This window comes from Pelosinus propionicus DSM 13327, from assembly GCF_900114615.1.
GTDB lineage: Bacteria > Bacillota > Negativicutes > DSM-13327 > DSM-13327 > Pelosinus > Pelosinus propionicus.
Genome location: NZ_FOTS01000097.1, coordinates 1 through 6,745, shown reverse-complemented (window position 1 = coordinate 6,745; position 6,745 = coordinate 1). Strand labels below are relative to the sequence as shown.

The window sequence follows — 6,745 nt, the reverse complement described above, 5'->3', positions numbered from 1 at the left end:
ATATTCCCTTTTCATGCAATCGCCCCCTGTCGTAGTTTCTATCCTACAACAGGGGGCGTTTTCTCTCAATGTCTATTTCTTGGGATGCGGTCTATGTTTGGAGGGTGTCTTTTTACTTTACTTTGCAATATTTAAATTACCGCCACGACGTCTTATGCCTTCCTCTTGTGCTATTTTCTGAACTAAATTTCTATTAATATTGTGTCTGTCGGCTATATCATCAAACGAAAACATCCATTTATCCGAACCATGAAATCTAGGCTCTAACAAATCCTCTTTAACGTGCATTTTAATGTGAGCATCATATTCCGCTTGTTGTTTTTCGAGGTTTTTTTGAAGTTCAGCAACATTAACATCTGTTTGAGCGGATTTTAGTTGTAGTTTTGCAATATCCTCACTGTGTTGGTCTAATCTAGCACCGTTACTACTTAGCTTTCTCATTTTCAACCATCCCTTTCAAAATGTTTTATATAGATAAAATATAATTTATATGTATAAAATATAACCTATTTACATTCTATACCGTTTATATTTACAGGTCAAGGATTAATAAAAAATTTCCGACAAATTCCGACCATTTTAGCAGGATTTTAGATAATTACCAAGAATTTCCATATTATAAAAAGATATAGGGGGTTTGGTAATGATGTTAAAATGGTCAAAAATAGCGGTTTTATTGGTGGTCTTGGTGCTAAGTATGGCAAATATGGTTTTTGCTAGTGAAGTCCCACAGGAAGCAGTCCAGTTGCTAATTGATGATTCAACGGAAATACAGGGAATGTATGGGGCGGGTATGAACTATCAGGACTGGAAGCAGGGGTATGGTAAGCTAGTAAGAGATGAAGCGAAATTCTCGGCAAAATATCCTGATAATCCATACAAAGATAAAATACAGTCGTTAATGACTTACTATGATATGGCAGGGCAAGGGTGGTATTACTACATAAAAGGCACTAATGACGCTAAATCTAAACAGGTAATACAATCAGGCATGAAATTAGCAAAAGACGCTCAAAACGACTTAATAGAAGTCCTACAATAGCTTCAAAATCCTTTGATAGAGCCGATTTTATCGGCTTTTTCTCACCAAAACCTGCTATTTTTGAAACCTATTAATGCGTGCCACTTAGTAAAGGGTATATTTTTAAGTCCAAATGATGGATTTTAGCGGTTTTATCCTCTCGATACTATTACTATTTTAACTAATACCAACTATAAAAATTTCCCGCCCCTTCCTTTTCTTTTGCCAGTGTTTTAAGGCTAGTCAGGGGGAAATGGTCAAAGAACGCTTTCAGCGTTGCCACAGGCTAAAATAAACAGGATAAGCGGTATTGTTTTGAGTGGTTTTTAGTTGGTAGAACTAACTGATTATAGTTGGTAGAACTTGATATTTTTGTACCTATACCTGCAAACAAATTGCCAAATTATTTTACTAACTGCGGTCAATATTTGAGGTTCGTATTTTTGAAGGTAGGGGGTCTGTATTAGCAGTCCTATCTCTCCCAATAGGCGAAACAACACTCCCTCCTACTATTTCCTCTTTTGCATGGCTTATAATTAATACTAAAATATGGTATACTATATATAGTGACTAGATACTTATATATTTGTCTCTAGCTTCAAATGTTCCGCACTTTCTTTCCCTTTTCATACTCATGCGGAACGGTACATATTAGGCTTGAATAATCTGTGATATACGGTATAATAATAGGCACAGGTAAATGAAAACGTCCTAGAAGGTGCTAACTTCTAAGACGTTCGGTAATAGTTTTACTTAACAATTTTACGTTTTCTTTTAGGAACGCTCTCATTAGTGCTGGTCACACTTTTGGGAGTGTTTTTATTTTGTGCTTTTTCCGCTAAAAATTCCTCTAATGTCCTCCCTCTTAGTATACTGCTTTCAGCTTCCGTACTCGAAGCACTTTCAGCAGTAGCTTTATTTATTTCCTTTCTAGGAAACTTAACTATTTTAGCGTCTTGTTCCTCGTCTGCTTCCTCAAATACATCAATATTAGGGTTATACTTATCATCATTCTGAACACGGGTAAAGTCCTTAATAGGGTCAAATGATGGACTTTGCAAGGCTTCAATACGTTCAGTATAAAAGCGTACTTTATGAAGTTTCTTTGCATACAGTTTCAGCTTATACTGTGCTTTTTCTATCTGTAATTCCTTGTATGCAGTCCAAAACTTTTCAACTAATAATTTCTCATTCAGCACTATTTTAGTAGTTGGGTGTCCATTCTCACGCTCTTTTGTATATGTGGTAATAATACCCCACTTTTTCAGCTTCTTATATGCTCCCTGCTCTATAGAACGGCTATCCAATCCAGTTTCTAATGACATGGCCATAGCAGACTTTGCTATACACAGTTCCCCTGTAGCTTCAACAGTTCTTTGCAACTTAGTTCCTTTTTCTCCTGCTCTCCACCAATAATAAATTCTCGCTAATACTATTGCTGAACTAGCATCACCGCCACAAAGTCTATTAAATTCAGCAGGAACTAATACAAAATCACTATTTGTCACTTTGACTTTTAGTAACTTGTCCAATACGGAAAAATCCGCATCATAATCCTTTTTATACGCCAATTTCCTTGCTCCTTTCATTTTATTTATCTGTGGATAAATTTCATTCCCACACACTAAATTTAGTAAATGACACATACTAAATTTAGTAAATGGCACATACTAAATTTAGTAAATGTACAAACACTAATTTTAGTAAATGTTACATAGAATACGTCCACAGACTACTTTCAAAAATTAATAAATAAATCCTATGTGGCTTCGCCACGTCCCATTAACATAATTATTCTAACAAAAGGCGGTCAAAATTGCTTATTTGCTAGATTCTTAATTAACATAATGTTTTTGTAAATTGTCCACATAGTAAGCAAAATGGTACTATCAATTAGTTACTGGCTTCAAATAAGTATCATAATACTTAACTAAATCAGACTCATATACGCGCCAATCTTTTCCCATTTTGACAGCATTAATTTTCTTTGCACGAATAAAGCGTCTAACAGTAACGGGGTGTAATTTCAGTAATTCCGCTATTTCTGATACGGTGTATACTTTTTCAATCTCCGTATTCAATGCAGTATTTATCATAAAATATTCCTCCTATTTGTTTCCTATTTATCTATATTGTATCATTTTACCAGTTTTCTGAATAGGTACTTTACAAAACTATTTGAAACCAGTTAGAACATATCGAACAGGTAAACAAGAAACACTAGGCGAAAAATCTTTTTAGACAAAGAAAAAGGATCTCATTGTAGCAAGTTAATACAATGAATAAACGCTATACGGCTTTATTTGACTTTTACGGGGTAGAACTATCGGCACAATAAAGGCAGACTCCTTAGACTCTATGCAGGACATTTCTTTTATAAGCTATCTCTGAAAATATGTAATCCCTCCAATCTATCAAAGACGGGAGGGACTTTTTATTTCGCAAATTGGCTGTATTGCTTAGTTTGCTTGTAATATTCTTGCATTGTAAGCGGTTGAACATTGCGCTTCATAGGTTCGTTACAGAAATTGCCTAAATAGCTATCAATTTCTGTCTTTAGCTCTGCCGCGTTTGCTACTCCTAGAAATACGGGTTTTTGCAGTAACTTGCTATATTGCTGTAGTTCCGACAACTTAACTTTTGGGTCGCTTTTCAAATGGTAGTTTCCTGCTAAAACCTCACTTCTAAAAGTCTGGACCTCCTCCTGAATAAATTGGATTAACTCATTGTCATTCATGGCAAATACATTTACCTTCATGTGTAGTAACACTCTCCTAATACTTTAAATTATCGTTTATACGGTCAATTAACTGGTCTAGCTTCTCATGACTATGTTTTCCCTGCTCTATATACTGACGGTTCTTAAAAGTCCCTTGTAACATTCGTATACAGTCAGCTTTGGTCTTACCTAAATGAACAGTAGGAAATCCGCTATCAGTGAACTTGCAGTAAATACGGCTTCCTTTGGTATTAAAACTAACACTTGCCATTTTCTCAAATCCCTCCTTTTAGTCTTAATGCTGAGAAGGGTTTTTGCGGTAATAATTTCTAAAATTATGTTTTATGGTTCTTAATATTATTAGGTCTAAATGAAACTAAACTACGTCTAGTGCGCTTCATATATTCGTCTAATGATGCTTGGGTGATATAGTTTCTATTTCCGCGCTTAAACGCTTCTAGCTTTCCCTCTTTGCAATACTCGTTTACGGTTTTAATTTGAATATTTAATATATCCGCTACCTCTGAGGTAGTTAAAGTCTTTTCCTCATCCATAAATAGCACCTCTTTTCATAACTTTTTACATCTTAATTATACTAAAAAATGCCATTTACATAAAGTGGGTTTATGTAATTTTATGTCGGACAAAGTCAGTATTTGCGTTGGTTTATGGAATTTTCTTGCTCTCTAAAAGATAAAAAAAATTTAATAGACAAATAAAAAGGTACTACAATTTTGCCAGTACCTCAATTCATCTTATTAATTATGATTACTATAAAAGTAATAGCTAAAACAGTACCCCATTAGCTACTTTTTCCTCATGCTCGGCAATCCATTTATCTAATACAGGTCTGGAAACTCCGCATATTTCCGCTAATTTTACTTTAGTCAGCTTTCTAGTTTGATAGTCATGGAACAAAGAAAGGAAGTTATCAGGCGCTTTCTTTTCCTGCCGTCCTTTATACTTTCCTTCCTTCTTGGCTAATGCAATCCCTTCACGCTGACGCTCTAGCATATTCTCACGCTCAAATTCTGCGATTGCTCCAATCATGGTAAGCATTAATTTGCCTGACGGTGTGGAAGTGTCTAGTCCTTCCTTTAGGCTAATGACTTTAATCCCCTTGGCGGTCATTTCATCAATGAGCGTCAGCAGGTCTTTTGTGTTTCTAGCTAAACGGCTAAAGGATTCTATGTAAATGGTATCGCCTTTTCTAGCGAATTTAATCATAGCTTGCAATTGAGGTCTATCCATGTCTTTCCCTGATAATTTCTCTGTGAATGTTTCATCTATGTTATAGGCTTTCATCATTTCCCTTTGCCGTCCCTCATTCTGTTCAACTGTTGAAACTCTGATATATGCGACATTTGCCATTATTTACCATTCCTTCCTATATTTTAATCCCTAAGTAAATAATATCACTTTACAAGATATTTGTAAATTTAAAATCTTAAATATAAACTTCAAAATGTAAATAATATTGCAAATTAACTCTAAAATTACAAACTATTCGGTTTTTTGAATGTTAATTTGGACTATGCTCTAAAATTACATTTCAAATGGAACTTATTTCGAGTTGATTTTACTTCGGTTTTGTCGTATAATAATAGTGAAATAACAAATGTTTGCCGCTACCTGATATGCGGCTGATACAAAAGGTCAGGGTTCAAATGTTTACCGCTACCTGATATGCGGTTATACAAGAGGTCAGGGTTCAAATGTTTAGTAAAGTTCTATCTTTTTGATAGGACTTTACTTTTTTAGGGAGAGTTTTAAAAGTGAATATTGGAAATTTCTATTTTATTAGCGACAACTATTTTACTGATTTTCCTGATGACAAATTAATGACTAACAAAGAGGTAATCAACGGCAAAGCACATGGCAGACCGTGCTATTATACTATAAAAGATAATAAAACGCCGTTTTCATGGGTGATACCAATTTCATCACAAGTAGCAAAGTATCAAAGAATTTATGACGATAAAGTGAAAAAGAACGGTAGTTGCGATACTATTCACTTTGGACATGTTCTTGGTGAAATGAGAGCGTTTTTGATTCAAAATATGTGTCCAGTTACTAACGAATATATTAGCAATCAATATATTAACAGTTCAACAGGAACGCCCGTTGTTATAAGTAAAAAATTAGCTGATGAAGTTGAACACAAAGCAAGAAAAATTCTTAGATTACACAGGAGAGGAATTAAGTTAATTTTCCCTGATGTATCTGCCATTGAAACAGCATTATTAGCAAAAATACAGCAATCATAATTTCATTCATACATAAATAAAACCAGCGTTTAGCTGGTTTTTTATTTTATAGTAAAGGAGTATGTAAAAACGGTATAGAAAGTAAGGGTATGGAAAGACAGGTAGACCTGTTTCGGAATTATCAACGTATCAAAGGAAGGTGTATAAGAGTATGGCAGAAATAGAGGGTAAATTACAACAGCTAGGTATAGAAATTATAGAGGGTGCTATAGATAGACAGGAGTATTTTTCAGTCAAAGAAGCCGCTGAAATGCTGAATTGTACAACTAAGACCATTAGAAATAGGATAGAAAGAAAAGAGTTAAAAGCGGTCTATCATAAAATAGGAATTGGGCAAAGTCAGTATTTGATACCCAAAGAGGAAATAAACATAGCAACTATTACAACAGAGGTTATTCCTGTTTCTCGTGCCATTTCCATAGGTGAGTTAAAGGAAGCTATAAAAGCGGAAATGAGGGCAGAAAACGCTCAAATTAGAGAGGAATTATCAGTAGTAAGGGAAACGCAGGAACGCATAGAAAAATCATTGCAGGAACGAGATGCCAGGCTTTTAGAAGCTATTAGGGAACGTCAGCATGAACGGCAGGAACAGGCTGAAAAACCTTGGTGGAAATTTTGGGAATAAAAAAGACACCTTCCTTTGTTAGACCGCTCCCGTGGAAATAGACAGGCAGGAAACGCCCTGTCGTAGGATAGCTTAGAATTACACGGCCATGCTCCTGATTTGAAAGGGAGTAT

General features: G+C 35.0%; 10 protein-coding genes. 3 read left to right on the top strand and 7 right to left on the bottom strand.

The window, feature by feature from the left end:
* Window positions 1–117: 117 nt before the first annotated feature.
* The gene (locus tag BMZ99_RS25335; RefSeq protein WP_090944748.1) at window positions 118–441 is read right to left on the bottom strand and encodes a hypothetical protein; all 324 of its coding nucleotides are present in this window, start codon (window positions 439–441) and stop codon (window positions 118–120) included.
* A 202-nt stretch (window positions 442–643) separates the two neighbouring features.
* Between BMZ99_RS25335 and BMZ99_RS25330 the strand changes: the two genes are divergently transcribed.
* The gene (locus BMZ99_RS25330) at window positions 644–1,042 is read left to right on the top strand and encodes a hypothetical protein (protein ID WP_090944736.1); all 399 of its coding nucleotides are present in this window, start codon (window positions 644–646) and stop codon (window positions 1,040–1,042) included.
* Window positions 1,043–1,770: 728 nt separating this feature from the next.
* On the opposite strand, the gene BMZ99_RS25325 is transcribed toward BMZ99_RS25330, so the two are convergent.
* The 6 genes from BMZ99_RS25325 to BMZ99_RS25300 form a co-directional block, all read right to left on the bottom strand.
* Entirely contained in the window at window positions 1,771–2,688 is a 918-nt protein-coding gene (locus tag BMZ99_RS25325; protein WP_139214861.1) for a hypothetical protein, read from the bottom strand.
* Between the two features lie 222 nt (window positions 2,689–2,910).
* On the bottom strand, window positions 2,911–3,117 hold the full coding sequence (locus BMZ99_RS25320) for a helix-turn-helix domain-containing protein (protein ID WP_090944693.1): 207 nt from the start codon (window positions 3,115–3,117) through the stop codon (window positions 2,911–2,913).
* 338 nt (window positions 3,118–3,455) lie between these two features.
* A complete protein-coding gene (locus BMZ99_RS25315; RefSeq protein WP_090944690.1) occupies window positions 3,456–3,779 on the bottom strand; it encodes a hypothetical protein in 324 nt (107 codons plus the stop codon).
* A gap of 16 nt (window positions 3,780–3,795) precedes the next feature.
* On the bottom strand, window positions 3,796–4,011 hold the full coding sequence (locus BMZ99_RS25310) for a hypothetical protein (RefSeq protein ID WP_090944687.1): 216 nt from the start codon (window positions 4,009–4,011) through the stop codon (window positions 3,796–3,798).
* Window positions 4,012–4,075: 64 nt separating this feature from the next.
* Entirely contained in the window at window positions 4,076–4,294 is a 219-nt protein-coding gene (locus BMZ99_RS25305) for a helix-turn-helix domain-containing protein (protein ID WP_090944684.1), read from the bottom strand.
* A gap of 232 nt (window positions 4,295–4,526) precedes the next feature.
* Window positions 4,527–5,111, bottom strand: a complete 585-nt coding sequence (locus tag BMZ99_RS25300) for a recombinase family protein (RefSeq protein WP_090944681.1) — start codon at window positions 5,109–5,111, stop codon at window positions 4,527–4,529.
* 404 nt (window positions 5,112–5,515) lie between these two features.
* On the opposite strand from BMZ99_RS25300, the gene cptIN reads away from it, so the two are divergent.
* Both cptIN and BMZ99_RS25290 read left to right on the top strand, forming a co-directional pair.
* A complete protein-coding gene (gene cptIN, locus BMZ99_RS25295) occupies window positions 5,516–6,007 on the top strand; it encodes a type III toxin-antitoxin system CptIN family toxin (RefSeq protein WP_090944678.1) in 492 nt (163 codons plus the stop codon).
* 151 nt (window positions 6,008–6,158) lie between these two features.
* Window positions 6,159–6,632, top strand: coding sequence for a helix-turn-helix domain-containing protein (locus BMZ99_RS25290; RefSeq protein WP_090944675.1), 474 nt, complete (start codon window positions 6,159–6,161; stop codon window positions 6,630–6,632).
* The last annotated feature ends 113 nt before the right edge of the window (window positions 6,633–6,745 follow it).

Coding starts and splice junctions, on each gene's coding strand:
- BMZ99_RS25335 (WP_090944748.1), bottom strand. CDS start 441: ATGAGAAAGCTAAGTAGTAACGGTGCTAGATTAGACCAACACAGTGAG.
- BMZ99_RS25330 (WP_090944736.1), top strand. CDS start 644: ATGATGTTAAAATGGTCAAAAATAGCGGTTTTATTGGTGGTCTTGGTG.
- BMZ99_RS25320 (WP_090944693.1), bottom strand. CDS start 3,117: ATGATAAATACTGCATTGAATACGGAGATTGAAAAAGTATACACCGTA.
- BMZ99_RS25315 (WP_090944690.1), bottom strand. CDS start 3,779: ATGAAGGTAAATGTATTTGCCATGAATGACAATGAGTTAATCCAATTT.
- BMZ99_RS25310 (WP_090944687.1), bottom strand. CDS start 4,011: ATGGCAAGTGTTAGTTTTAATACCAAAGGAAGCCGTATTTACTGCAAG.
- BMZ99_RS25305 (WP_090944684.1), bottom strand. CDS start 4,294: ATGGATGAGGAAAAGACTTTAACTACCTCAGAGGTAGCGGATATATTA.
- BMZ99_RS25300 (WP_090944681.1), bottom strand. CDS start 5,111: ATGGCAAATGTCGCATATATCAGAGTTTCAACAGTTGAACAGAATGAG.
- BMZ99_RS25290 (WP_090944675.1), top strand. CDS start 6,159: ATGGCAGAAATAGAGGGTAAATTACAACAGCTAGGTATAGAAATTATA.